A 23,113-nucleotide genomic window follows, 5' to 3' on the forward strand; every position below is an offset into this window, starting at 1 on the left:
AAAGTTCTGGGTGATAAGTATGGAGACTATACAAGGTGTAAACTCTATAGGCAAATTAGATTTCAAAGTATTAATAACTGATCCAGTAGATCAATATATGATAAGAACTTTACAAAATAATGGACTAATTGTCGATTATAAGCCCGAAATCACAAGAGAGGAATTACTAAAGATAATAGACCAGTACCAAGTTTTAATAGTAAGAAGCAGAACTAAGGTAGACAAGGAGATAATCCGTTATGGTGTTAATCTTAAGATTATAGCCAGAGCTGGGATAGGACTAGACAATATAGATACAGAGGAGGCGTCTAAGAGAAATATAAAAATTGTGTATGCGCCCGGGGCTTCTACAGATTCTGCAGCAGAACTTACTATAGGATTACTTATCGCCGCAGCTAGAAAACTATATGATTCCATGAATATGGCAAAGGGTGGCATATTCAAGAAGATAGAGGGAATTGAATTAGCAGGGAAGACAATAGGTATTGTTGGATTCGGTAGAATAGGTACCAAAGTAGCTAAGGTATGTAAGGCATTAGATATGAACGTAATTGCATATGACGTTATTAATATAAAGGAAAAGGCGAATATAGTTGGAGTCAGAGTAGCTGAAAGTTTAGAAGAATTACTAAAGAACTCAGATGTGATAACCTTTCATGTTACAGTAGGTAAAGATGCTAAGCCAATCCTTAACAAAGATACATTTAATTACATTAAAGATAATGCAATCATAATCAACACCAGTAGAGCTGTAGTGATAGATGGGAAAGCATTACTAGAATATATTGATAAAAAACACTTAACTTACGCTACAGATGTTTTGTGGAATGAACCACCTAAAGAAGATTGGGAGATTAAATTATTAAGACACGAGAGAGTGATAGTAACTACTCACATTGGTGCCCAAACTAAAGAAGCACAGCATAGAGTTGCGGTAGTTACAACAGATAATCTCATTACTGCTTTAAAGGAAATCGGTGTTCTCAAATGATGTTAATTCCCGGTCCAGTTAATGTGCCGTATAGTGTTTTACAAGCCTCTCTTAATTTAGTGAATCATAGATCGGAGAAATTTAGAGAAACAGTAAAAACATTGGAGTTTTTAATGAATAAACACTTTGGATCTACTCGTGTAGCGCTACTAAGCGGCTCCGGCACTTTAGCAGTAGAGTCTATGGTCTATTCGTTAGTGAAAAGAGAGGAGAAAGTAATAACATTTCCTTATGGTGAATTTGGACATAGATTAGAAGAATCGCTAATTAGACGTGGAGCAAAAGTAATTAGTTATCAGAAAAAATTGGGAGAATCCTTCACTGTTGAGGAAATAAAAAAGGCTATTGAGGAAAATAAAGATGCTACCACAGTAGCGTTAGTTCACAATGAAACTAGTACTGGTATAGCATTTAGAGACCTTAAAAAGATAGCTGATGTTGTAAAAGGCGTAGGGTTAAAGCTTCTTGTCGATTCAGTATCAGGGTTTGCAGCTTATCCGCTTTATGTTAATCAATGGAAAATTGATTGTGTAGTAACTGGCAGCCAGAAGGCTTTAGCAAGTATACCCGGGGTCGGATTTGCTGCGTTGTCTGAGGAGGGTGTGAATGAACTGGTAGAGTCAGATTTACCTAGTTATCTCGATTTATCATTTCACTTGAAGTTTCAGGATAAGGGAGAAACGCCATTTACTCCTACTGTGGGTGCGTTTTTTGCTTCTCGAAGGGCTGCTGAATTGCTGGATAAGGAAGGAATAGAAAATAGATGGAAGAGACATGAAGCTTGTGCAAGGTATTTAAGGGAAGTGATGTTGGAGATGGGATTTAAACTGTTAGGAAATGATACTAACTTTTCTAATACGGTAGTTGCGGCGTTTCCTCCTATCCCTCTAGATACATTTATGTCAGAGTTAAAAAAGAGAAACATAGAGATTTCTAAGGGTATGGGGGAGTTAAGGGATAAAATAGTAAGAATAGGAATTTTAGGTGTAGTTGACGATAGGGCAATTAGAAGATTAGTTGGTAGTATGGGTGAAATACTTAAAAAGAATGTTGAATTTGAGGTTCCAAGAGAATGTAAGTTGCCGGAAGAGTTAAAAGTTGAAGTTTTATGGGATTAGAGAGGGATGAAATTTTGTCCCAAGATTTACATTTTAATGAAGTTTTTATTTCCTTATGGCAGAATAGACTAACTAGATACGAGATTGCCAGAGTAATAAGTGCTAGAGCATTACAATTAGCCATGGGTGCACCAGCATTAATTGATATAAATAACTTAAGTTCGACTGATGTTATAAGTATAGCTGAGGAGGAGTTTAGGAGAGGAGTTCTTCCAATAACTATTAGAAGAAGATTACCAAATGGAAAAATAATTTTATTATCTCTTAGAAAGAGTTAAATAAGATGAATTTATGTAATGTAAACAACTATTACCTTATAATTGCAGAAAAATCAAAAGCTGCTAAAAAAATCGCAGAAGCTCTTTCAGAGAAGCCTATTTTGTGTAGAAAATATAACGTTAGTTATTGGATAATAAAAGATCACAATAGCAGCAAATATGTTATAGTTCCTGCAGCAGGACATCTTTTTGGGTTAAAAGGCGAGAGCGGTTTTCCGGTATATGATGCGGACTGGAAACCTCTATGGGAAATTGATAAGAATAGTTACTATACAAAAAGGTACTATCAACTTATCTCATCTCTTAGCAAGTATGCTTTAGGTTTTATCAATGCTTGTGATTACGATATAGAAGGTTCTGTAATCGGCTATTTAATAATCAAAAATCTAGGCGATATTAAGAAGGCTAAACGAATGAAATTTTCAGCACTGACTAAAAGTGATATATTATCTGCATTTAGAAACATTTCTGCATTAGATTACGATATGATAAACGCTGGAATAGCCAGACATAAAATTGACTGGCTATGGGGAATTAACGTTAGTAGGGCTCTTATGATCTCTCTACAAGATTTCGCAAAGAAAAGAGTGATATTAAGTGCGGGTAGGGTTCAAAGTCCAACTCTAGTTCAAGTTGTCAACTCGGAAATTGAAAGAAACCTATTTATTCCCCTACCTAAATTTACCGTTTCAATTATCGTGAAAATTAAAGATTATTCATTAAACATTAAGGTAAATAAGGAATTCGAAAAAATTACCGAAGCAAAGGAATTCTTAAACAAACTAATAAATAAAACAGTAAAAGTTGTTGAAGTTGAAAATAGGGTTAGGTTATTAGAAAGACCCTCTCCATTTAATCTTACTGATCTCCAAATAGAAGCTGGCAGAATATATGGTATATCCCCATATAACGTAGAACGTATAGCAGAAGATCTTTATTTGGACGGTCTAATAAGTTACCCAAGAACTAACAGTCAAAAAATTCCATCAACTATCAGCATTTATAATATAATCAAAGGCTTAGAGAACAGTTCGTATAGGAAACTAGTTGATTTAGTAAGGAAAATCACTGGGGGGAAATATGTAGTTAAGCAGGGCATTAAGGATGATCCTGCACACCCCGCAATCCACCCTACTGGTGAAGCTCCCAAAAACTTACCTAATAGCAAATTCAAGATATATGACTTAATAGCAAGAAGATTTTTGGGGTCAGTATCTGCTGATGCTAAATTATCTAATACTATTTACACCTTGAAAGTTAGTGATTTCCCATTAGAGTTTACGGTCTCATATACAAAAATACTAGAAAGAAATTGGCTAGATATATATCACTTTCATAATGTAAAAGAAGATAAACCAATATTTCTCTCAAAAGGTGATGAGGGTAAAATAGTAGATGGAAAAGTAAATATTAGTTTAAGCAAGCCCACTTCTAGGTATACAAAGGTTTCATTACTCAAATGGATGGAGTCTTCTAATTTGGGTACAGAAGCCACTAGAGGAAGAATAATCGAGATCTTAGTAAAGAGAAAATATTTAACTAACAATGGGCGATACATAATTCCTACAAAATTGGGATTCTATATTGCTGAAATATTAAACAAATTTTTCCCAGATATAGTTGATGTTAGGATGACTGCAGATATGGAAAGTAAATTAGAAATGATAAAGACTGGCAAAGTTTTGGAAAGCAAAGTGATTAAAGAAAACATAGAAAAATTAAATAAATTCATAGAGGAATACAAGGTAAATAAGGATAAAGTAGGAGAGTCATTAGCTAAAGCGTTAGGTCTTATAAAAATTGTTAAGTGTAAGTATTGTGATCTGGAGCAGTATAAGGATGGATTATGTAAATATCACTATGAAGCCAAAGTAAGGCTTTTAGATGCTGTGGAAATTTGGAAAGAAAGGACAAAATATGATCATAAAAAGATTTTAAAGAGAATTAGTAGTAGTAAATCAACGGGTAAATACGTAAAAGATATAGTAACTTATATGCTAAGCAGTGAATGATGAAAGTCATGCCAATCCGAAAAGATGAGGTAAACTCTGGGGTAACTGAGTTTCTATAATGCCTTAAATTTCTCTGTCCAAGCCTCATAAGCTTTTATTAATTCTGGATTAACGCTTGGCATTCTTACTTTTAATATATCCTTAAAGTCTTGGAGCGTAATTGTTCTTGGTTCACCTAAATTATTCTTAAACATTTCTTTAACGACTTTTATATGTGCAGCCTGAACTATATCCCTAATATCACTGGCGGTATATCCTTCAGTTAATTTAGCCAACTCTTCAAGGCTTACTTCAGTATCTAATTTAATCTTCGAGGTATAATATTTGAATAATGATAGTCTTTGTTCGTAATCTGGTAATGGTACATATATTCTCTTCTGGAATCTTCTTAAGAAGGCTTCGTCTAACCTCCAAGGCTTATTCGTGGCACCTATAACATATACTTTATAGTTTTCAGATTTGTCCAAAAGTCCATCCATTTCCTTTAGAAATTGGTTTCTTACTCTTGCTTCTCCTCCTACCTCCGTAGAGTAAACTCCTAGCAATGCGTCTAACTCATCTATAAATATTATTGCGGGCTTGTTTTGCTTTTTAGATTCTTCCCTAGCCATTTTGAATACGTTTGCTACATTCTTCTCTGCTTCTCCTAACCACTTTGACATCACTGAGGCAGCATCTAATTGCATGAAAATTGAGTCTATCTCGTTTGCTACAGCTGCAGCTATCATAGTTTTACCACAACCGGGAGGACCATACAATAAGATTCCTCTTGGCCAGCCTAATGGGAATAGGTCTGGTCTCTTAGTTGGATATATTATTGCTTCTCTTAATGCCTCTTTTACATCATCTAAACCCACTATGTCCTTAAATGAGACCTTTGGCTTCTCTGTAATTACTACTTCCTCTGGCGGACTTGTATTGTCTCCACTACCATCACTAGATGCTGGCAAGACCTTTTCCAAGTAACTTATTCTTTTCTTATATTCATTAATCATCTGCTCATACGCAGTTCTTGCCACTGATTCTGGATAGAGGACTATGATTTGACTTAAAACTTCTATAGCCTTCTTATAATACGTTATTGCATCCTCTACCTTACCCTCCTTATCAGCCTTTACTGCAAGAATAGCATATTTTCTAGCCATATCTTCTAACATTACTTGTGCACTCATCTATGTACCCTCTTATTAACTCTCCACCGCTATTAGTCCCTTATTCTTTAATGCTTCAAGAAGCTTTACTACTTCTTGTTTTTCAACACCATATACTTTGCTAAAGTGTTCTATATCTAGGAAGCCACCATTATTTACTATGTAATCCAATAGTTCTCTTTCAGTGATCTTCCTTATTGTGGGTTTAGCTTGTGACGCCCTTGACGATTGCTCTACTGGTGGATGTGGTAGATCTGGTAATAATTCCCTAACTTTAACTTCAGCCATTTTTTGTGCTTCGTCTAAAATTTGCCTAGCTTGTTCATCTACTACTGCAGGAACTACTCCTCTATCGTTTATTGCACCCGTTTCTACTGCTATTCCGTTTACGCTACTTATAATAGAGTCTAAGGCTATTGCCACTTCTGGAGCGATCCCTTTTATTTGATCCTTCAAATCGCCTAATATTTTAGCAACGGGATATAATACCAAAGAAACACCTTGCAGTTCTTGCACGGTATCTAGTTTTAGTCTAACTTTCTCGATAGCGAGGAATGCTGTGTAAATTACTTTTATTATTCTTCTGATGTCAGCTATTTCTTGTGCATATATTTTCGCTTTTGCATCATCTCCTTCTACTTGGGCTCTTACTACTTTCTCGAACAATTCCTTATCTCTATCCTTTAATCTTCTTATGGCCTCTTCTAATCTAGTCTGTTGATCTTTTAATTTTAATGATATTTCAGTGAGTATCTTACCTAGTTGAGCCTTTCGCCTCTTCTCGTTGTTAAAAATAAATGGTAACTTATCAAACATCCTAACTCACTAATTTAGCTAAAGAGTATTTATTACCTTTACCGGTATTGGCAATGGTATTTCCGATTTGGATTGATCACTCTTTACCTCACCTTGTTGTGATGTAGACAATGAGCCTAAAGGCTTAAGTTCTATAGATTCCTTATCCAACGAGTCTAATCTATCTAAAGTTTTCCTAATATCGTCTCTTTCCAGAGTGTAACTATCCTTTGATTGTCTTAGAACTTCTATTGAACCTTTGTACGCATTTTCCGGAATCTCAGATGAGATATAACTCATTTTTAATGAGATTACTGCTTTATCTATATGAGCTAATTGATCTTCTATGTCGTTAAGTCTAGATTTTAATTTTCCTTTTAGCTTATTCTGATCATCCTTTAGCTTTAACATCTCTGTATCCAGTTTCCTTTTCATCTCATCATAATCACTTTTAGGAATCTCTTGCTTATTGTATAATTCCTCTAATGCCCTCTGCCTTTTTCTAATCTTTTCCATTAAACTTAATATTCTTAGCGCTTCTGCTTTCCAATCTGGAAGAATTAGTATACTATCCCCATCTACCTTTATCCTTTCTGGTCCCATGGTCATGATAGAAGAACCTTGTGCTACCTCAATCCCAGTTATACTTCCATCTATCTCACTGTATACATGGATGAGATATCCGAACTCCCTTCCATAAATGTCTTTAACCTTTTGTCCAATAAATTTCGTTAGTACTTCGTACGATACGGGCATGGTAATACTCCTCAAAAATATTTGGTCTTTTAAGTAATACTTATAAAGATTGGGGCTCTTCAGATAGCGGAGATTCGTCATCTAATAGGAGCTTTTAACCTTCATCATTAGCAGGAAATATTATGTGACCAAGCTTAAAAAGCATAGTGAACATTAATTAATATTTCGAGTAGAGTTATGTCAATTCAAGCTCTTAGTAATGTATCTTCGCAGTTTTCTCATCTACTGAGCAACATAAACATAGAACCAATAAGCTATATATTAGTTATTATAGGCTTTGCTCTTTTGTTAATTATTATAATAGGTAGTGTAATTTACGGCTTAACGAAGGCAGCTAGAGCTGTTCCATCAATGTCAACGAAGGAGTTCATATTGTTCTTACTGGGGATAGCAATTTTCCTCGTGATCTTAGGCATATTATTACCTTAAAGATAAAAATATTTTCCTTCGTATTCTAATCCAAATTTATTTTCTATTTCTAATAGCTTATTATATTTGCTAGTTCTCTCTCCTCTCGCCGGTGCACCAACCTTTATGAAATCTGACTCAATTCCCACCGCAAAGTCTGCTATGAAATTGTCCTCAGTCTCTCCACTTCTATGACTTGTTATTAACTTCATTGAGTTTCTCCTAGCCAAATTAGTAAATTCAAACGTCTCAGATATTGTACCGACTTGATTAGGCTTAACTATAACACCCTTAGTCGATCTCTTTTCTATACCTATTTTTAGATATTTTATATTTGTAGTATATAGGTCATCTCCAGTAATTATTGTTGAACTCAGCTTATTTTGTAGTTGGCTAAACATATCAAAAGAGTTCTCTTCAAACGGATCTTCCAAGTACACTATGGGATATTGTTTAACTAAGTCAAGATAAAATTCAAGTAATTGATTAGGATCCAATTCTCTACCATCAATTATATATTTCTCTTTTTTACTATCGTAGAAATCGCTCCCTGCAGCATCCATTCCCATATATATTTTTCCTTCATAACCTGCATTATTTATGGAAGTATATATTAGATCCAAGGCCTCTCTAGTATCTTCTAAAGGTGGAGAGAATCCCCCTTCATCTCCAACTGCTGTGTAAATTTTACCATACCTCTCCGTTATTAACCCTTTTAGGGTTCTATAAACGTCTATCGCAGCGAAAAGAGCTTCTTTAAAAGTATTGAACTTAATTGGCACTATAATGAATTCTTGTATTTTTAGCTTATTTCCAGCATGTAAACCGCCATTTATTATATTAAGTAAAGGTATTGGGATTTTAGGTAATCTAGGCCCAGATATGTATTTAAAAACCTCTAGACCTAAGGCCTTAGAAGCAGTCTTTAATGCAGCTATTGATGTTGCAATTATTGTGTTTCCTCCTAATTTAGACTTATTCTCAGTGGAGTCTATATCTTTTAGTAATTTGTCGATTATCCCTTGTTCTCTTACATCAATTCCATGTAATGCAGGATCTATTATGTAATTTACAATGTCTACTGCCCTCTTTACTGTAAGCCCATTTTCATCCCTAACTTCTACCGCCTCTCTTGTCCCTTTAGAAGCCCCTGCTGGTGCGTCTCCAAAGGATTCGACACCATCACTAGTTCTTATGAAAACTCTTATAGTGGGATTACCTCTAGAATCTACGATTTCTAATCCCTTAACCTTCTCTATGGAAAAACGGTTAATCATATTTACTGTTGATGAACTACCAATAATTAAATGTTAGCCCCTAGTATGGCCTCAATAGTATTTTTAGCATATGGTTTACTTTCTCCTATTTACTCTAGATTTTTCAAAGATAAGATAAGTAATGAAAGGCTATTTCTAGTTGCATGGTCTTTGGCTCCTCATCTGGTGGGTTTAATATACTCACCTTCTTTTTTTATTGCACTATTAGTCTTGATATCTTTATGCGTTACTTTATTTATTGTTTATAAAGGGAAGTTTAGAATTATATACTCAGGAATTATATTCTTATTTATGGCAGTAATTATACAGATATTTATTAATCCTTTAACGAGATTATAGAACTGATGCCAAAAAAGAAACAAATTGATCCATACGTTTGTCCAAATTGTGGGACAAAGGCAGAGAAAGCACAGAAAACATGGCAGCTAGTTTCACCTCTTCCAGATTCTTACGGCAGAATTACAATAACAGTTATGGGTTCTTTTGTTTGTCCGAATTGCGGTCATAAATGGAAATCTGTGGTATCTAAGATAAAGGCGGGAGGTTCCTCGGTAGAGATTGAAGGTAAGAAGGGCGTTAAGAAAATAGAATCTAAGGACTCTGAGGAAAAAGCTAATGAAGGGGAGGTTATAGAATTAGACTTAAGTGATTTAGATGAAGATGAAGAAGAGTGATATAATCATTATCTTATTTATTGCATTAATTTACATTCTAATGTTTTCTAACATTGTGCAAAGTGCGAGTGTAGAAGGAGTTTCAATGTATCCAATATTTCAAAACGGTGCGCTGACTTTTTACGTTAAGCCAATATCCATTAATGAAGGTAACGTGATAATATATAAATCTCCGTATTTCAACAATTACGTAATTCATAGAGTTATAGCTACAGATAACGGTTATTACATTACTCAAGGAGTAGATAAAATAACTAACCCAATACCAGATAATAGGATCGGACTAGAGCCAGCTAGTGGGATCCCAAAAAATTTAGTTGTGGGGAAGATAGTAGAGTTTGGTAACTTTACATTTTCAATACCTTATCTTGGTTACATATCTATACTTTTCTCATCTATTATTTAAGGTAATCTATTTTACCTAACCTCCTCAGCCTTAACACTCTATATGTTGGCGTTATAGTTGAAGGATGATTAGCATAAGCTTGATCTAATCTTGCAATACTTGTATTATTAGGGCTTTTCATAACTTGTTCTGGGTTTATTTTAGCATCATTCACAATCTTCTTAAGAGTTTCGGCAAACATATCTAAAGTTTCTTTAGTCTCAGTTTCCGTAGGCTCTATCATTAGTGCTTCTTCGACAATTGGTGGGAAGTATATGGTTGGAGCGTAAAATCCATTATCGAGTAAGGCTTTAGCAACATCGTTAGCACTTACTCCATAATTTTCCATCAACTGTTTCACGCTAAATACTACCTCGTGCTTCCTATGCCTATTTGGCGCAATTAACTCCAGTTCTTTAACGTCTCTTAACTTAGCTATGAGATAATTAGTCGCTAAAGTACTCATTTTTCCTATCATTTGAATACCTTGAGGTCCTAATCCTAATATGTATGCAAAACTACGCGCTAAATTACCAACGTTGCCGTAAAATGTAGCTATTTTACCAATACTATTCTTCGGAATCTTGCTTAACTTATACTTTCCATTTACCTTCTCTACCATCGGATATGGGAGGTAATTAACGAGTTCACCCTTTGCACAAATTGCGCCTGCCCCAGGTCCACCTCCTCCATGTGGAACAGCGAATGTCTTATGGAGGTTTAAATGTACAATATCAAATCCCATATCTCCTGGCCTCGCAATACCTAACACTCCATTTAAATTGGCTCCATCATAGTACAATACAGCATTTGTAGAATGTATTATCTTGGAGATTTCTAGGATATTCTCCTCAAATAATCCCAACGTATTTGGATTAGTTAGCATGAAGCCGGCAGTTTTATCGTTTACGATCTCCCTTAAGATATCCATGTCTACTAGTCCTTCTGCATTTGATTTTACATACATAACTTTGTATCCAGCCATTGCTGCACTTGCAGGATTAGTTCCATGAGCAGTATCTGCGACCAGTATTGTATCTTTATAATTTCTATTGTGCTCCTCATGGTACTTTTTAATCATTAGGACTCCTGCGAACTCACCAGCAGATCCAGCCGGCACTTGTAAACTACATTCGTCCATGCCGGTTATTTCGCTAAACCAGTTCTGAAGTTCGTAAATCATCTCTAGTATTCCTTGAATATAGTCTTCATCCTCTAAGGGGTGATGAAATTCCGTAATTGCTGTAGCTTTCTCCTCAATCTTTGGATTATATTTCATTGTACATGAGCCTAGTGGCATAATTCCAATATCTACTCCAAAATTCATCTGAGATAGTCTTACGAAATGTCTTACTACTTCTAGCTCACTTAAACTTGGTAGATCTGGCTCATTTTCCCTTAGGAGATTTTTAGGTATTTTCATTTCCTTAATCTGACTTCTTATCTCCTCGTCCTTATTTATCAAGAAACCTTGTCTAGCTGCACCACTTTTGTTTAGCTCGAATATTAAAGGCTCATTCCATTTAGCTTGTCTCCACACTTTTTATCGCCTCTTGTATCGTTGATACTAATAGATCTATTGACTTTTTATCATGAACCTCTGTTACACAAAAGAGAGATGTATGAATAGACAATTTTAATCCACCTTGTAGTTTTCTTTCTTTCAATTTGTCATTTATTATATTATATTCTATAGGGAATTTAATTACAAATTCTTCGAAAAAGTCTGAAGTAAATGGCATAATTACGTTATCTATTTCAGTTAGCCTTTTAGCAGCATAGTGACTTCTGAAGTAAATCTCCTCTGCAAGTTCTCTTATTCCCTCTTTTCCTAATAAGCTTAAATAGACAGCATTAGCTAACGCTAACAAGGCTTCATTTGTAGTTATATTAGAGGTTGCCTTTTCCCTCTTGATGAATTGTTCTCTAGTTTGAAGAATCAGCGTAAATCCCATATTGTTATTTACGTCTCTTGTAATTCCCACTATCCTACCTGGCATTTGCCTTACCAATCCCATATCCCATCTTACTGCAAATATCCCCATTAAAGGTCCTCCAAAATTTAACGGAAGTCCTAGTTCTTGACCATCACCTACAACTATGTCAGCTTCATAGCTTCCCGGTGGTTTTATTAGACCAAGTGAAAGCGGATTAACTCCAATAATACTTAAAGCTTTTTTATGCTTAGCAACGTCAATAATATGTTCAATGTTACTTTCAAAAATCCCAAAGAAATTTGGTTGTTGTACATATATTGCAGATACATCATTACTACTAGATTTCTTCTCCAGATCCTCTATATCAACTTCGCCGGAATTCTTATCATACTTAACTTCCTCTATTTTTATTCCCTTTCCTTGTATCCATGTTCTCATTACTTCTTTATGAAATGGGTTAGCATTTTCAGGTACTAGGACAGTCTTTTTTCCATTTATTCTATTAGCCATTAATACGGCCTCAGCTAGTGCAGAACCCCAATCATACATTGAAGCGTTGACTACATCCATCTCTAGTAGTTCAGCCATTAAACTTTGATATTCAAACAATGCTTGTAATATGCCTTGAGAAATTTCTGGCTGATACGGAGTATAGGATGTATAAAATTCTGATCTGCCTATGATAAATTTTACGGCATTAGGGATGTAATGGGGGCAAATACCAGCCCCAATGAAAGGTGGTGCTTCAAGTTCTACGTTCTTCTTCACTTTTTCATAAATTTCTTTTTCAATTTCATATTCTGATAGTGGTTTGTCTTTTGCTACTTTTAATAATCTATTTATTTTGATTTCAGCCGGTATATCATTGAATAAGTCGTCAAGGGAGTTTACTCCTATCTCTTTCAACATCTCATCTGTTAGGTCTAGGTTTGGAAGCCAAGGATGCTTATACATAAGCCTTAATACAACTTTAATGCATTTTTAATATATGTTTGTTTCACCTTTTCATGACGTTGAGGAAAAGTTGGGAGCAAATTTTGGAGAGTTTGCTGGTTGGGAAATGCCAATGAGCTTCACCAGTTATGCAGAAGAGCATATGTGTGTGAGAAATTCAGTAGCGTTTTTTAACTTATCTCATATGGGCAGACTAAGGGTTAAAGGCAATCCAAGGGAGTTTGAGATGTTAGTAGCTAAGGAAGTTAATAAGGCGAATTCTGGAATTATGATAGGACCTACTGCATTTTTGAATGATAAAGCTGGTTTTAAAGATGATGTCATGGTTTATAAAGTATCTGAGAATGAATGGTTAATTGTAACAAATGCAATAAATAGAGAAAAAATTGTAAATTGGATAAAATCAAATTCAAATTTGGATGTGGAAGATCTAACATTCAAATATGGTATGATTGCCATACAAGGTAGGAAATTAGAGGAGATTTTGGGTAAAAATGAATTAAAGCAATTAGAATTTAAGCTTAATACTAGATTTATGGGATATGACGTTTTTTTAATAAGTAGATCTGGCTGGACAGGCGAAAATGGGTTAGAAGTTTGGGTTACATTAGATGTTGGTAGACAACTAATGATGGATTTAGTGAAAATCGGAATAAAGCCTGCCGGTTTGATTGCAAGAGATAGTTTAAGGCAAGAGATGGGCTTTGTCCTTTACGGGGAGGATATTGATGAGACCATTACTCCAGTTGAGGCCAGATATTGGGTTTTCTCGTTAGAAAAGGATTTTATAGGAAAGGATAGTTTAGTTGAACGTATAAGGAGTGGTATTGATAAAGTTAGGATAGGCTTTAAGATGAGAAAAGGTGAGAGAACTATACCTAGGCATCAATCTAAAATATACTCAATTGGAAATGAAGTAGGTTATGTGACGAGTAGTACTTTTTCCCCTTACTTAAATAGAGTTATAGGTATGGGTTATGTAAACCCCAAGTACTTCTACCTCGGCTATAGTTTAACTGGCGAAATTAGGGGTAAACAGTATGATATAAAAATCGATGAGTTTCCATTTATCTAGGTGAATATTATATGAATGAAATGAAAGTAGGTAGATACGTAGTTCTGACAGATAGATTATACACAGAGACTGACGAATGGGTGGTGCTTTCTAATGATAACGTGGCAGTAATTGGAATAACTGATTACGCACAAAAGAAGTTAAGAGATATAGTAGGAATTGAATTACCTCAACTGCAGAAGGAAGTGAAAGCTGGAGAATCTGTAGGAGTTATAGAATCTGTTAAAGCTGCTGCAGATATTTTCTCTCCATTAAGTGGGATAATAGTTGAGGTAAACAATAAATTACTTGAGCATCCAGAGATAATAAATAAGGATCCGTATGGTGAAGGCTGGATTTTCAAGTTAAAGGCGTCTAAGTTATCTGAAGAAAAAGAAAAACTACTTAGCCCGGAAAAGTATATTGAAAAAATAAAGGGTGGGTAGATTGAGCGAGGTATTTGAAGTTAGGGAAAGATATGTTCCCCAGATAGGTAGACCCTCATATTTATTAGTGAGCTTACCAGATGCCGGATTAGTAGGTAGTATATCTGGAGAATTTCTGATTAATTACTTAAATTTGAGAGAGTATGGAGAAATTTATTCAAATAAACATTTGCCTCCCATTTCTCATGTAGTTAACGGAGTAGCTAAGTCACCTATACGTTTATATCACTATGATAATTTCCTTTTACTTCACTCTTGGATCGCAATTCCAGCAAATAGTATAAACCATTTAGCAAATTTAGTTGTTAGTTATGCCGAAAAATATGGCATACAGACAATAATATCTATAACTGGAGTTCCAGTGCCTAATAGATTAGATCTGGAAAAACCAACTCCCTATTGGGTGGCAAGTTCTGAGGATTTTGCTAAAGAATTAGATAGTTTGAATTTAATGAAGAAATTTGTAGAGGGTTACGTAAGCGGACCATATGCTCCTATTTTGTTCCAATCCGCTAAAAAACTAATTAGAAACTTGCTTATAGTAGTTGAATCATTCCTAGACTTACCTGATCCGGAAGCCGCTGCAGTAGCCTTAGACATATTATCTAAGATGTTAGGATTTAAAGTGGACACTTCCTCCTTACTTAAAGAAGCCGAGGAAATTAGGGAGAGAATAAAAGGTTTAATGCAACAGACAAGGCAAGAACTACCAAACTATTCTGGATTGCGTCCATCTACATATGCGTGACCTCCAATGCCAGCATACAAAGACTTATATGACATGGTAAAGTCGATGATAGAAAAGGAAATAAATAGAATGGAGAAAGAGTTTCGGAGGATAGAGAGTGAAATTAAAGAGGAAATTGAAAAATATAATGTTCCCTTGTATACTTTTTATGAATCTGAGGATTTCTATTACTACTTGATCGATGTTCCTAATGTAGATACATCTACATTATATGTGAAAGTGAAAAACGACAGTCTGAGAATCAGTTGTAAAGATAAGAGTAATAAGGAATATGTTCTAAATATAAAGGTACCAGAAGACGCTGATATTGATAGTTTATCTGTTACAAGAGTAAAATGGTTAGTTAAAATAACTGTAAAACGAAGAAAAGATTAAGTATTAGCTTTTCTAAGAGTTTGAAAGACTTTTATAAACACTGTTTAAGAAAATAATATAGAGGGACTATTTTTGAGTGAGGAAAAAATAGCAAGGGATATAGAGACTAGAAAAGTCCAGAAACTAGGTTCTTCATCATTATTTATCACACTCCCGAAAAAATGGATAAATAAATGGAGCATAAAGCCAGGCGATAAGGTAATTCTTGAGGCCTTAGATGACGGTAGCTTAAGGTTAATAGCAGAAAAGGCTAAGACTAATGCGGGGAGGAAGACAATATTAGTCGATGTAGACTCACTAAAACAACCACTAATTAATATAATCCCTTGTCTATATATTTTGGGATTCGATGAAATAGTTTTCGAAACTAAGAAAGATTTCAATAAAAAAGATTTCGAAGAAGTTCTCTACATCTCTAAACATCTAGTTGGAGCGGAGGTTGTTGAGAGTTCAGAGAAAAAAATCAAATTGGAGTGCTTACTAGATACAGAGAAAGTCGGAGTTGAATCCTTACTGAGACGTATATTAAATATCATTTCAAAGAGAATTGATGAATTATCTAAGTTTTTAACTAATTCTCATACAATTCATCAAAGTGGTATATCTAATAGTGATGATTTAAGGAAAATATATCTGATGTTACTTAGGAGAATAATAGGAAATAAGTATCAGTCCAGTAGTACGGAATATTATAGAAATTCGCTTATTTTACTTAATATATCTATTTTGATAAATATAGATTATATAGTATCAAAAATTTATCAGATTAAAGACAACTTTGAGGTTAGTCCGAGCCAGACGGATATGTTAAAATCGATCTTCACTAGCATAAATGATGTATTGGATGAAATCGTGATGAGCGCTCTATTCCCTAGTGTAAAAAGAATATCAAATGGATTCAATCTAATATTGCAAATAAAGCAAAATTTATTGAAAATTAAGGATTCTTTGCCTAACTCATTTAATTTGTATTTAGAAGATTTAGTAAATCTATTAGAAAATGCTCTAAATAATTCCATGTGTGGAATTTTCTTAGAGGACTTACCTTGGATAGAAAAAGATTTAACAGCATAAAAGGAGAGGATAGAGTATGGTAACATTAAAAATAGAAGATTTACATGTAGAAGTTGAAGGCAAAGAAATACTTAGGGGTATAAATCTCGAAGTTAGGAGCGGAGAAATACATGCATTAATGGGTCCGAATGGGAGCGGTAAGACTTCATTGTCCTTAGCAATAATGGGGCATCCCAAATATAAGATTACAAAGGGAAGGATAGTATTGGATGGCGAGGATATAACTAATTTAGAACCTCATGAGAAAGCAAAAAAGGGTATTTTCTTAGCCTTTCAAAACCCTATAGAAATAGCGGGGGTTAGATTATCAACACTCTTGGTTGCGGAATATAATAAGGTAAGCGATAGTAGCGCTTCAGTAATGGAGGTAATATCAAAAGTTAAAAATATTAGCAAAGAAGTTGGAATAGCAGATTCTCTGTTAAATAGAGGAGTATTTGAAGGCTTTAGTGGAGGCGAAAAGAAGAGAGTAGAGATCTTACAAATGCTTCTATTAAAGCCTAAGATCGCTATTTTAGATGAGCCAGATTCAGGTGTTGACGTTGATGGACTTAGAATGATTTCGTATTTTATAAATAAACTTAGAAATGAATTAAATGTAGGCTATTTAATAATAACCCATTATAGAAGAATTTTAGATCATATAAGTGCAGATAAAGTTCACGTATTATATAAGGGGAAGATCATAGCAGAAGGAGGAATGGAACTAGCCAAATTAATCGATGAAAAAGGATATGAAGCGGTTCTAGAGAGGAATTCATAAGTTAATTTTTTATTAAAGATAGACTTATATTCATCTTTAACAGAGTTAAAGAATAGGTTATAAGTATGCAAGAAGATAAAATATCATTAGATCTACATGAGATAATAAACGCTACCATAGATGCCAAGTACAATAAGCTTAATCAGCTAGAATTTCACAGAAGAATAGTAGAATCCGGACTAAGTAGATCTACAATTGAGGAAATTTCTAGAATAAAAAAAGAACCAGAATGGATGTTAAAATTAAGATTAAAGGGCTTAGAATTATTTGAAAAATTACCCACACCAAATTGGTTACCAGATGTTTTATCGAGTTTAGACATTTCAGCGTTAGAACTTTACGTTAAACCTGGTGTTGATAAAGCCCAAAGCTGGGAAGAACTACCACCAGAAATAAGAAAATATTACGATGAGTTAGGTATACCTGAAAGTGAGAAAAAGTTCCTAGGAGGTCTCGTGGCAGTATTAGAGTCAGAACCAATCTATTCTAATGTTAAAATTGAGCTAATGAAAAAAGGAGTAGTAATGCTTCCAATAGATGAGGCTGTGAGCAAATATCCAGATCTTATGAAGGAGTACTTTATGAAAATATTTCCAGCCTCTGATCACAAATTTGCGGCTTTACATGGTGCATTATGGAGTGGAGGCGTATTTGTCTACGTTCCGAAGAATGTAAAGATAACAACACCAGTTGAAGGATTCTTCGTAATAGGATCAGAGCTTGAAGGACAATTTGAGCACACTCTATTAATAGCCGATGAGGGATCATATATTCACTTTATTGAGGGCTGTACAGCGCCACAACTCAAAAAGTACTCATTCCATGATGGTATGGTAGAATTATACGCCAAAAAGAACGCTTACATAAAGTTCACTACAATACAGAACTGGAGCAAAAACGTGATTAATTTCAATAATAAGAGAGCATGGGCTGATGAAAATTCAACCGTGGAATGGGTTGAAGGATCATTAGGTTCTAAGTACAGCTTTGTGTACCCATCAACTATCCTTAGAGGAAAGAACGCTTCATCAACAAGCTTAGTGGTCACAATGACTAGTGGAGAAGGGGAGTGGAAAGATAGTGGTTCAAAAATGATTCACGCAGCACCTTATACTAAGAGCAAAGTAGTAAACAAAAACATAGGTTTTAACGGCGGTGTGAATGTTTATAGAGGATTAGTTAAAGTGAATAAAGGAGCAGTAGGTTCTAAGGCATTTGTGAAATGTGATTCCCTAATGCTCGATGACAAAACTAAGGCCTATACATATCCACACAATCAAGTATTGGAAGAAGATGCAGATGTAGGGCATGAAGCCCACACATTCAGAATGAACGAGGATCAGCTCTTCTATCTAATGACAAGGGGTATAGACGAGAAAGAGGCCACCTCAATGCTAGTATTAGGGTTCATAGACGAAATCATGAAAGAGCTACCATTTGAGTACGCTACCATGCTAAATAAGGTTATAAAGTTGGAATTAGATAAGCTAGGTGCAGTGGCTTAAGTTGGGAGTAGTCGATATACAGTTAGCAAAAAAAGTAATTAATGAAAATTTTACACAAGATAAAGGAGAGAGGGAAAAAGCATTTTCCTTGTACCTTTCTAAGCCATACCAACTAATACATGATTCGCCAACTATCAAACATTATACTGAATGGGACTTGTACGACTCCCTAAATCTTACTAATATTTCTAGACAAGAAGTAAAATATAACGATACCGCAAATGTAATTGAAATTATAGACGATACTATAAAAATTCCTAAAAATGATATACAAATAGATGACTTATTAAACGATAGTATTATTAGTAGTGATGAGCATAAATTAGTCTCACTTGCCTATTCTTTATCTAGAAGGATAACAATAAACAATGAGGGAGAGTATTATGTTAAGCATGTCCTTAATAAAGACAAGTATTTTTCTCCTTCGCATCTAATAATTAACGTACCTAACGATAAGCAAATTAAGGTGGTTTATGAAGTCCTAAACCTTAGCGAAAGTTCCTTAATAACACCTATTATATCTGTTAATATAGAAGATAACTCTAGTTTAGATTTCCAATTTGTGAACTTCTCTAGCGATAACAGTCTCCTTTTCTCGTACATTAAGGCTAACATAAAGGGTACGATGCACTCATCTATATTTGTAAACGGTAATAAGATGGGTCATGTTCAATTTAGTACTAGATTAGAGGAGAGTAGCGTAAGTGAATTTTCGTCAAGAGCTTTTGGAACGCATAGCAATAAGATAGATGTAGTTAATAATGTAATTCATCTAGGCCAGAAGAGTGTAAGTAATGGCTTTATGAAGGCAATCTCTAACGATCAAGCGTTTACTGTGGTGAGGGGTGTTGCAACTATAGATGAGACTGCGATCAATTCTTCCACGTCTATTATTGGTAGATCATTAGTCTTAGGAAAAGACGCTAAAGCAGTAGTTTCTCCCATGCTTGAAGTAAAGACTGGTAGGGTAGTTATGGCTAAACATTCAGCTGCAGTAAGTAAAATAGATGAAAATCAAATCTTCTATCTACAAACTAGAGGACTAAGTAGAAGAGAAGCAGAAGGGATTATAATAAGGGGTTTTATAATTGAAGAGCAGGATCCAGAAACACTTAAGGATAGGATAGAGGAAATACTAAAGTCTTTAGGATATTAGTTTCGCTCAACTCCCTCTCTATTTGCTTATAATAGAAATTTTCCTATAATATACTACTTAACCGATTTATAAAAGAGGAAAGTTGGTTAGAGTAATCACTTTTAAAGCAGAGGAGGAGCTTTTGATAAAACTGGATCTCTTTGCATTAAATAATAGAATGAGCAGAAGTGAAGTAATTAGAATGGCTATAGAAAAATATTTAGAAGAAGCCGCCGGCGGGATTCGAACCCGCGACCGCCGGCTATCTAGGCAGTAACTTACAAGGCCGGCGCTCTAACCAGGCTGAGCTACGGCGGCATTAAGAAAACTATCATAATAATAAGATTTAAAGCTTATTGCACTAAAAGGACGAGTAAGTTTTTCCTACTTCTTGTTTATTCTTCTTGTCTCTTCTATCTAGGCTAGATTATATGTTTCTTATCTAAAGTGGTAATAAACTTTTAAGTAGTGTACTATTATTTAAATACAGCCGGGTAGTCTAGTGGTCAAGGATCCAGGGCTCTGGCCCCTGGGACCAGGGTTCGAATCCCTGCCCGGCTACCTAGCTAGTAAATATATCGATTGTTGCTCAGAACAACTATAATTCAATTATTTTATAGTATCTTTTAGATTTTAATTTCTGAAAGCTAGATATTATCTTTTTGAAACATGATATGGTAATACTCCTCTCTTTACAACATAAAGTTAAATTGATACAAGTCATAATAATTCTTGAAGGAAATGGAGCAGCTATTATACTCTACATCTTTAAGAAAGATTAAAGTAATCAAACGAGACGGTAAGGTTGATGAGTTCAAATTAGAAAAGATACTATCTAAACTTTCTTCCGTCCCAGATGAGGTAACAGATGGCATAGTCAATGATGTACAAGCTAATGTAAAAGATAATGCTATAGATACTAGGGTAATTGCGGATATAGTTGAAAGAAACCTCATAGAGAACTCACTAAAGTATCCTTTCTTAATGGAATTAGCAAAACGATATGTCTTAGCTAGAATTTACAATCATGTTTTCGGTAAAGGGAAATGGAAAGATTTCGATGAGAAGGATTTGCTTCTCTCTTACAACGCATTAAAAGTATTGGAAGCTAGATACTTATTGAAAGATCCTAATACTTTGCGTTATATTGAGACACCACAGATGTTATTCAGAAGAGTAGCTAGATTTCTCGCATCAGTTGAGAGAAAATATGGTAAATCTGAGGCTGAAGTTAAACAGCTAGAAGATAAGTTTTACGAAATGATAAGTGACTTGAAGTTTGTACCCAATTCGCCAACACTGATGAATAGTGAAACTAGACTAGGCATCTTATCAGCATGTTTTGTAATTCCAGTTAAAGACGCTATGACTACGCCAGAGGGAGATGGAATATATGACGCGTTAAGAGCTACTGCCCTTGTTCACCAACAAGGTGGAGGGACTGGTTTCGATTTCTCAGAATTAAGACCTAAGGGAGACGTAGTAGCTTCAACTGCGGGTGTGGCGTCTGGTCCGGTTTCATTTATGAAAGTATTTGATGCCTCTACTGATGTTATAAAGCAAGGTGGAAAGAGAAGAGGAGCTAACATGGGAGTGATGCACGCATGGCACGCTGATATTGAAGATTTCATTCGTGCTAAGACTGGTCAGCTAAAAGATGTTCAGTTACAGAATTTCAATATTTCTGTAGGTGCTTATGACTACTTTATGGATGCTGTTGTGAAAGGCGAGAGTGTACCTTTAATTAACCCTAGAAAGACCAAGATAGCAGGGAGAGATCATGAATATTATATTACAAAGGCTAGGGGTTATATGAGTGAGGAGTGGATTCAAGAGGTCATACTATCAGAGTTAGAGGAAAAAGGTGGAGTAGTTTCTCTAGATGAGAGTAAGATTATTACGGTTGACGAAGCACTAGTAATAGCCTCAAAGGAGGGGGCTGTTGTCAAGTATGTTAATGCAAAATCATTATTCGATGAAATAGTGAAGGGGGCATGGGATAGTGGTGACCCTGGCCTTCTCTTTATCGATACTATTAATAGGAGACATCCTGTTTGGTATTTAGGTAAGATTAATGCTACAAATCCATGTGGTGAAGAGCCACTATTACCTTGGGAGAGTTGTAATTTAGGCTCTATAAATCTAGAGAAATTTGTTATAGAAAGAGATGGCAAAGCGGCGATAGATTGGGATGGATTAGCCGAAATTATTAGGTACGGGGTAAGGTTTCTGGATAACGTGATTGATGCTAATCGTTATCCGTTAAAGCAAATTGAAGATGCAACCAAGAGAACTAGGAAAGTAGGTTTAGGTGTTATGGGACTAGCTAGAATGTTTATTAAATTAGGTATTGCTTATGATAGTGTAGACGCAATATACTTGTCATACCAATTAGCCAAGTTCATATTTTACCATGCGTATAAGGCATCTATTGAGATAGCTAAGGAGAAGGGTACATTTCCTACATATGATGCGAGGCTGTATAGGGATATTTGGGAGAGTGCATTGGACTTCGATTCATTGCTACAAACTGCTGAAATTAGTGATAAACCCTCAGATTACGTTAAAAAGTTAACTAGTGTGGTGGATAAGTTAGATTTTGATTTGCTAAAAGGTGAGAGATTAAAATATGGTTTAAGGAATTCCACTGTAGTTTCTATAGCCCCAACGGGTACTATCTCAATAATAGCTGGGACATCATCTTCAATAGAACCACTATTTGCATTAGCGTTTGTTAGAAATGTCGCAGTTGGGAAGTTCATCGAAATTGATCCGCTTTTCCTAGAATATCTAAGAAAATATGAGTTAGATGACCCAGAGGTTATTCAGAAAATAGCTGAAAGCGGGATAATTGGGGATAACGTATTTATGCCAAGATCATTAAGGAAATTGTTTAGAACTGCTCATGAGGTTCCACCAATTTATCACGTCATGCATCAAGCAGCTTGGCAACAGTGGAATGATTCCGGGACTTCCAAGACTATTAACTTAAGATCAGAGGAGCCACCGGAGACTGTAGAGAAGGTCTATTTATTAGCGTGGAAACTTGGAATAAAAGGTATAACTGTCTATAGGGATAAGAGTAAGCAACAGCAAGTGATCTATTTCGGCGTTAAGAAAGAAAGGGAGGAATATGAGAAGAAAAAGGAAGAGGTGGAAAAGAAAACGCAATTACTTCCTTCTAGTTTAAGGATGGAGAAGAAATTTGTTGAAGTTTCAGAGACATATGCAGGTGGATGTAAGACGTGTGAACTATAAAAACATTTTTATTTATCTG

General features: G+C 35.1%; 23 protein-coding genes, 2 tRNA genes and 1 pseudogene. 19 read left to right on the top strand and 7 right to left on the bottom strand.

What is annotated here, in order from left to right:
• Positions 1–19 precede the first annotated feature (19 nt).
• Genes SSOP1_RS04650 through SSOP1_RS04665 form a run of 4 tightly spaced genes read left to right on the top strand, consistent with a single transcriptional unit; the run spans position 20 to position 4,399 of the window.
• Entirely contained in the window at positions 20–991 is a 972-nt protein-coding gene (locus SSOP1_RS04650; RefSeq protein ID WP_009992329.1) for a D-2-hydroxyacid dehydrogenase, read from the top strand.
• Positions 988–2,109 (top strand): aminotransferase class V-fold PLP-dependent enzyme, encoded by a 1,122-nt coding sequence (locus tag SSOP1_RS04655; protein ID WP_009992330.1) that lies wholly within the window; start codon positions 988–990, stop codon positions 2,107–2,109. Before SSOP1_RS04650 ends, SSOP1_RS04655 begins: the two co-directional genes overlap by 4 nt.
• The gene (locus SSOP1_RS04660) at positions 2,100–2,387 is read left to right on the top strand and encodes a DNA-directed RNA polymerase subunit K (protein ID WP_009992332.1); all 288 of its coding nucleotides are present in this window, start codon (positions 2,100–2,102) and stop codon (positions 2,385–2,387) included. Before SSOP1_RS04655 ends, SSOP1_RS04660 begins: the two co-directional genes overlap by 10 nt.
• Before the next feature lie 5 nt (positions 2,388–2,392).
• Positions 2,393–4,399 (top strand): DNA topoisomerase I, encoded by a 2,007-nt coding sequence (locus SSOP1_RS04665; RefSeq protein ID WP_009992334.1) that lies wholly within the window; start codon positions 2,393–2,395, stop codon positions 4,397–4,399.
• A gap of 53 nt (positions 4,400–4,452) precedes the next feature.
• On the opposite strand, the gene cdvC is transcribed toward SSOP1_RS04665, so the two are convergent.
• The 3 genes from cdvC to cdvA are packed head-to-tail and all read right to left on the bottom strand — an operon-like array spanning position 4,453 to position 7,101.
• Positions 4,453–5,571: a cell division protein CdvC gene (gene cdvC / locus SSOP1_RS04670; protein WP_009992337.1), complete on the bottom strand. Its 1,119-nt coding sequence runs from the start codon at positions 5,569–5,571 to the stop codon at positions 4,453–4,455.
• A 15-nt stretch (positions 5,572–5,586) separates the two neighbouring features.
• Entirely contained in the window at positions 5,587–6,366 is a 780-nt protein-coding gene (gene cdvB, locus SSOP1_RS04675) for a cell division protein CdvB (RefSeq protein ID WP_009992338.1), read from the bottom strand.
• An 18-nt stretch (positions 6,367–6,384) separates the two neighbouring features.
• On the bottom strand, positions 6,385–7,101 hold the full coding sequence (gene cdvA, locus SSOP1_RS04680; protein WP_009992340.1) for a cell division protein CdvA: 717 nt from the start codon (positions 7,099–7,101) through the stop codon (positions 6,385–6,387).
• A 177-nt stretch (positions 7,102–7,278) separates the two neighbouring features.
• On the opposite strand from cdvA, the gene SSOP1_RS04685 reads away from it, so the two are divergent.
• On the top strand, positions 7,279–7,530 hold the full coding sequence (locus SSOP1_RS04685) for a hypothetical protein (RefSeq protein ID WP_009992341.1): 252 nt from the start codon (positions 7,279–7,281) through the stop codon (positions 7,528–7,530).
• On the opposite strand, the gene eno is transcribed toward SSOP1_RS04685, so the two are convergent.
• Positions 7,527–8,786 (bottom strand): phosphopyruvate hydratase, encoded by a 1,260-nt coding sequence (gene eno, locus SSOP1_RS04690; RefSeq protein ID WP_009992342.1) that lies wholly within the window; start codon positions 8,784–8,786, stop codon positions 7,527–7,529. The genes SSOP1_RS04685 and eno overlap by 4 nt on opposite strands.
• 30 nt (positions 8,787–8,816) lie before the next feature.
• Here eno and SSOP1_RS17875 point away from each other — a divergent pair, with 30 nt between their 5' ends.
• Genes SSOP1_RS17875 through SSOP1_RS04705 form a run of 3 tightly spaced genes read left to right on the top strand, consistent with a single transcriptional unit; the run spans position 8,817 to position 9,866 of the window.
• Complete coding sequence (locus SSOP1_RS17875; RefSeq protein WP_009992344.1) at positions 8,817–9,125, top strand: hypothetical protein; 309 nt, start codon at positions 8,817–8,819, stop codon at positions 9,123–9,125.
• 5 nt (positions 9,126–9,130) lie between these two features.
• A complete protein-coding gene (locus SSOP1_RS04700) occupies positions 9,131–9,460 on the top strand; it encodes an eL43 family ribosomal protein (RefSeq protein WP_009992346.1) in 330 nt (109 codons plus the stop codon).
• A complete protein-coding gene (locus SSOP1_RS04705) occupies positions 9,441–9,866 on the top strand; it encodes a signal peptidase I (RefSeq protein ID WP_009992347.1) in 426 nt (141 codons plus the stop codon). Before SSOP1_RS04700 ends, SSOP1_RS04705 begins: the two co-directional genes overlap by 20 nt.
• On the opposite strand, the gene gcvPB is transcribed toward SSOP1_RS04705, so the two are convergent.
• Together gcvPB and gcvPA are read right to left on the bottom strand one after the other, a co-directional pair.
• A complete protein-coding gene (gene gcvPB, locus SSOP1_RS04710; protein ID WP_009992348.1) occupies positions 9,859–11,385 on the bottom strand; it encodes an aminomethyl-transferring glycine dehydrogenase subunit GcvPB in 1,527 nt (508 codons plus the stop codon). The two genes, SSOP1_RS04705 and gcvPB, sit on opposite strands and share 8 nt — an antisense overlap.
• Entirely contained in the window at positions 11,369–12,736 is a 1,368-nt protein-coding gene (gcvPA, locus tag SSOP1_RS04715; RefSeq protein WP_009992350.1) for an aminomethyl-transferring glycine dehydrogenase subunit GcvPA, read from the bottom strand. Before gcvPA ends, gcvPB begins: the two co-directional genes overlap by 17 nt.
• 34 nt (positions 12,737–12,770) lie before the next feature.
• Between gcvPA and gcvT the strand changes: the two genes are divergently transcribed.
• The 9 genes and pseudogenes from gcvT to ccr1 all read left to right on the top strand — a co-directional run.
• The gene (gcvT, locus tag SSOP1_RS04720) at positions 12,771–13,811 is read left to right on the top strand and encodes a glycine cleavage system aminomethyltransferase GcvT (RefSeq protein ID WP_010923152.1); all 1,041 of its coding nucleotides are present in this window, start codon (positions 12,771–12,773) and stop codon (positions 13,809–13,811) included.
• Between the two features lie 11 nt (positions 13,812–13,822).
• Positions 13,823–14,236 (top strand): glycine cleavage system protein GcvH, encoded by a 414-nt coding sequence (gene gcvH, locus SSOP1_RS04725; protein ID WP_009992352.1) that lies wholly within the window; start codon positions 13,823–13,825, stop codon positions 14,234–14,236.
• Positions 14,229–14,984 (top strand): proteasome assembly chaperone family protein, encoded by a 756-nt coding sequence (locus tag SSOP1_RS04730; protein WP_009992353.1) that lies wholly within the window; start codon positions 14,229–14,231, stop codon positions 14,982–14,984. The genes gcvH and SSOP1_RS04730 overlap by 8 nt, the downstream gene beginning before the upstream one ends.
• Positions 14,985–14,990: 6 nt before the next feature.
• On the top strand, positions 14,991–15,359 hold the full coding sequence (locus SSOP1_RS04735) for an Hsp20/alpha crystallin family protein (RefSeq protein ID WP_009992355.1): 369 nt from the start codon (positions 14,991–14,993) through the stop codon (positions 15,357–15,359).
• Between the two features lie 72 nt (positions 15,360–15,431).
• Positions 15,432–16,433, top strand: coding sequence for an AbrB/MazE/SpoVT family DNA-binding domain-containing protein (locus SSOP1_RS04740; RefSeq protein WP_009992357.1), 1,002 nt, complete (start codon positions 15,432–15,434; stop codon positions 16,431–16,433).
• Positions 16,434–16,449: 16 nt separating this feature from the next.
• Positions 16,450–17,196 carry a Fe-S cluster assembly ATPase SufC gene (sufC, locus tag SSOP1_RS04745; RefSeq protein ID WP_063492732.1) on the top strand — a complete coding sequence of 249 codons (747 nt, stop codon included), beginning with the start codon at positions 16,450–16,452 and terminating at the stop codon, positions 17,194–17,196.
• 65 nt (positions 17,197–17,261) lie between these two features.
• Entirely contained in the window at positions 17,262–18,701 is a 1,440-nt protein-coding gene (sufB, locus tag SSOP1_RS04750; RefSeq protein WP_009992359.1) for a Fe-S cluster assembly protein SufB, read from the top strand.
• On the top strand, positions 18,688–19,857 hold the full coding sequence (locus tag SSOP1_RS04755; protein ID WP_009992360.1) for a SufD family Fe-S cluster assembly protein: 1,170 nt from the start codon (positions 18,688–18,690) through the stop codon (positions 19,855–19,857). Before sufB ends, SSOP1_RS04755 begins: the two co-directional genes overlap by 14 nt.
• 82 nt (positions 19,858–19,939) lie before the next feature.
• Positions 19,940–20,053 (top strand): annotated as a pseudogene (ccr1, locus tag SSOP1_RS17820) (aCcr1 family cell cycle regulator); the annotation flags it as partial.
• Positions 20,054–20,064: 11 nt separating this feature from the next.
• Here the strand turns inward: ccr1 and SSOP1_RS04760 are convergent.
• Positions 20,065–20,154 (bottom strand) — tRNA-Thr (locus SSOP1_RS04760).
• A gap of 170 nt (positions 20,155–20,324) precedes the next feature.
• On the opposite strand from SSOP1_RS04760, the gene SSOP1_RS04765 reads away from it, so the two are divergent.
• Both SSOP1_RS04765 and SSOP1_RS04770 read left to right on the top strand, forming a co-directional pair.
• Positions 20,325–20,397: transfer RNA gene (locus tag SSOP1_RS04765), tRNA-Gln, on the top strand.
• 180 nt (positions 20,398–20,577) lie between these two features.
• Entirely contained in the window at positions 20,578–23,094 is a 2,517-nt protein-coding gene (locus SSOP1_RS04770) for an adenosylcobalamin-dependent ribonucleoside-diphosphate reductase (RefSeq protein ID WP_009992362.1), read from the top strand.
• The last annotated feature ends 19 nt before the right edge of the window (positions 23,095–23,113 follow it).

Origin of the sequence: Saccharolobus solfataricus (genome assembly GCF_900079115.1) — an archaeon.
Lineage (GTDB): Archaea > Thermoproteota > Thermoprotei_A > Sulfolobales > Sulfolobaceae > Saccharolobus > Saccharolobus solfataricus.

Excerpts from the sequence above, each read along its gene's own strand:
- gcvPA (WP_009992350.1), bottom strand. The coding sequence starts at position 12,736 with ATGTATAAGCATCCTTGGCTTCCAAACCTAGACCTAACAGATGAGATG.
- SSOP1_RS04705 (WP_009992347.1), top strand. The coding sequence starts at position 9,441 with ATGAAGATGAAGAAGAGTGATATAATCATTATCTTATTTATTGCATTA.
- SSOP1_RS04700 (WP_009992346.1), top strand. The coding sequence starts at position 9,131 with ATGCCAAAAAAGAAACAAATTGATCCATACGTTTGTCCAAATTGTGGG.
- eno (WP_009992342.1), bottom strand. The coding sequence starts at position 8,786 with ATGATTAACCGTTTTTCCATAGAGAAGGTTAAGGGATTAGAAATCGTA.
- SSOP1_RS04735 (WP_009992355.1), top strand. The coding sequence starts at position 14,991 with ATGCCAGCATACAAAGACTTATATGACATGGTAAAGTCGATGATAGAA.
- cdvB (WP_009992338.1), bottom strand. The coding sequence starts at position 6,366 with ATGTTTGATAAGTTACCATTTATTTTTAACAACGAGAAGAGGCGAAAG.
- SSOP1_RS04660 (WP_009992332.1), top strand. The coding sequence starts at position 2,100 with ATGGGATTAGAGAGGGATGAAATTTTGTCCCAAGATTTACATTTTAAT.
- SSOP1_RS04665 (WP_009992334.1), top strand. The coding sequence starts at position 2,393 with ATGAATTTATGTAATGTAAACAACTATTACCTTATAATTGCAGAAAAA.
- gcvT (WP_010923152.1), top strand. The coding sequence starts at position 12,771 with ATGTTTGTTTCACCTTTTCATGACGTTGAGGAAAAGTTGGGAGCAAAT.
- SSOP1_RS04655 (WP_009992330.1), top strand. The coding sequence starts at position 988 with ATGATGTTAATTCCCGGTCCAGTTAATGTGCCGTATAGTGTTTTACAA.
- sufB (WP_009992359.1), top strand. The coding sequence starts at position 17,262 with ATGCAAGAAGATAAAATATCATTAGATCTACATGAGATAATAAACGCT.
- sufC (WP_063492732.1), top strand. The coding sequence starts at position 16,450 with ATGGTAACATTAAAAATAGAAGATTTACATGTAGAAGTTGAAGGCAAA.
- SSOP1_RS04685 (WP_009992341.1), top strand. The coding sequence starts at position 7,279 with ATGTCAATTCAAGCTCTTAGTAATGTATCTTCGCAGTTTTCTCATCTA.
- SSOP1_RS04770 (WP_009992362.1), top strand. The coding sequence starts at position 20,578 with ATGGAGCAGCTATTATACTCTACATCTTTAAGAAAGATTAAAGTAATC.
- SSOP1_RS04650 (WP_009992329.1), top strand. The coding sequence starts at position 20 with ATGGAGACTATACAAGGTGTAAACTCTATAGGCAAATTAGATTTCAAA.
- SSOP1_RS17875 (WP_009992344.1), top strand. The coding sequence starts at position 8,817 with ATGTTAGCCCCTAGTATGGCCTCAATAGTATTTTTAGCATATGGTTTA.
- gcvH (WP_009992352.1), top strand. The coding sequence starts at position 13,823 with ATGAATGAAATGAAAGTAGGTAGATACGTAGTTCTGACAGATAGATTA.
- cdvC (WP_009992337.1), bottom strand. The coding sequence starts at position 5,571 with ATGAGTGCACAAGTAATGTTAGAAGATATGGCTAGAAAATATGCTATT.
- cdvA (WP_009992340.1), bottom strand. The coding sequence starts at position 7,101 with ATGCCCGTATCGTACGAAGTACTAACGAAATTTATTGGACAAAAGGTT.